The 1,380-nt window shown below is 54.6% G+C and carries 1 protein-coding gene; it reads left to right on the forward strand.

Annotation, left to right across the window (positions count from 1 at the left end; all coding sequences use genetic code 11):
* Positions 1 to 1,380, forward strand: a 1,380-nt coding sequence (locus ATB02_RS25625) for a MobA/MobL family protein (protein WP_198600603.1), incomplete at both ends; no start/stop codon positions are given.

Genomic DNA, 1,380 nt, shown 5'->3' on the forward strand with positions numbered 1-1,380 from the left:
GGCATCATGGGCTGACCATGCAAACAGGGCACTGGCGAACGCCGGTTATCAGGAAGAGATAGACCATCGTTCATACGAGCGACAGGGGCTTGAGAAAACGCCTGGTATTCACCTCGGAAAGTCTGCCTGTGCGATGGAAACACGCGGTATCGAAACAGAACGCGGCGAACAGAATCGTCTGATTAACAGGCTTAACCTGGAAATACAGATTTCCCGCACCGAACTCAGGAACAGCGGGCTGACAGAGCCTGCCCGCCGTGTGGCTGACCTTCTGAATATCGTGCTTCCTGACAACGCAACTTCGTACACACTGCATGACATCATCGAAGCGTTGCCGAAGGACAGTAACGCGGCATGGAAACTCACCAGTAATGCCATGTCGATGATGGCAGATATGCAGGCGACGCGCAGACGCTGGGAAGAGCTGAACACCGAACGAAAGGAAGCGATGAGCCATGCTGCCAGCCTGAAAAAATCATCGCCGTTTTCGTCCGGTTTTTCCCGTATTCCCCTGATGCAATGGGCGGCACCGGAATACCGTAGTGAGCAGGGAAAAATCCAGTCTCTGAGCCAGCAAATGGAAAAATTGCGACAGCATTACCGGAAGGTGGAGAAACAGGACATTCCCGCGAGTCAGACGGCATTTGAAACACAGTGGCAGCAGTGGGGGGAATCCGGCCTTGCAGCTCTCAGAGCCCAGTTGCTTAAACGTGAAGAGGAATTGCGCCGGAAGGAGCTGGAGGATACAGAACGTAGTCGCGCGGAGCGACGAGCGGAACAGCTCAGGAAAAATGACAATGCCGTTATAGATTCAGGGGTACTGAGCGCAGTCGTTACGGGGTATGGCGAGGCCCCCATGCCTGGTAACGGGGAAATGACCTGTTACCTTCTGCTTCACAACAGGAGCGGAGAATATACGCTCTGGGGGAACGAACTGGAGAAATACCGCGCCAGAATCTTTGAGAGTGTTGATTTAATGCGTGACAGGAGTGGTTATATCTGTGACCGAAGCGAAATCGGCCAACGTCCGCCACTGCAACGTGTTTATTCCTCTGCGACCTTTGAGCAACTGCTGACGCAGGTTTGCCAGACATGGCCGCAACATACCCGCAATCTCCGCCAGCCGAAGACATGGCCGGAGTCTTTCTGTCTTGGAGAAGACCGCCAGCCAGCCATGCCATCACCAGCGGCAAGGAAGGTGGATTTTATGCAGGGACGTCTGCCACCGACGCTGATGCCGGTCATGAGTTCTGTCGACCGGGAAAACCGTCAGCTTCAGCTTTTGCTGGTCATGGGCGTGGATGACTCTCTGGGCGGTGTTATCCGGCTTAATGGTACGCTGTATCCCGCGTTTGCCGTTCCCTCAGCCGATAACAGGCA

Origin of the sequence: Escherichia sp. MOD1-EC5189, from assembly GCF_002966045.1 — a bacterium.
GTDB lineage: Bacteria > Pseudomonadota > Gammaproteobacteria > Enterobacterales > Enterobacteriaceae > Escherichia > Escherichia coli_F.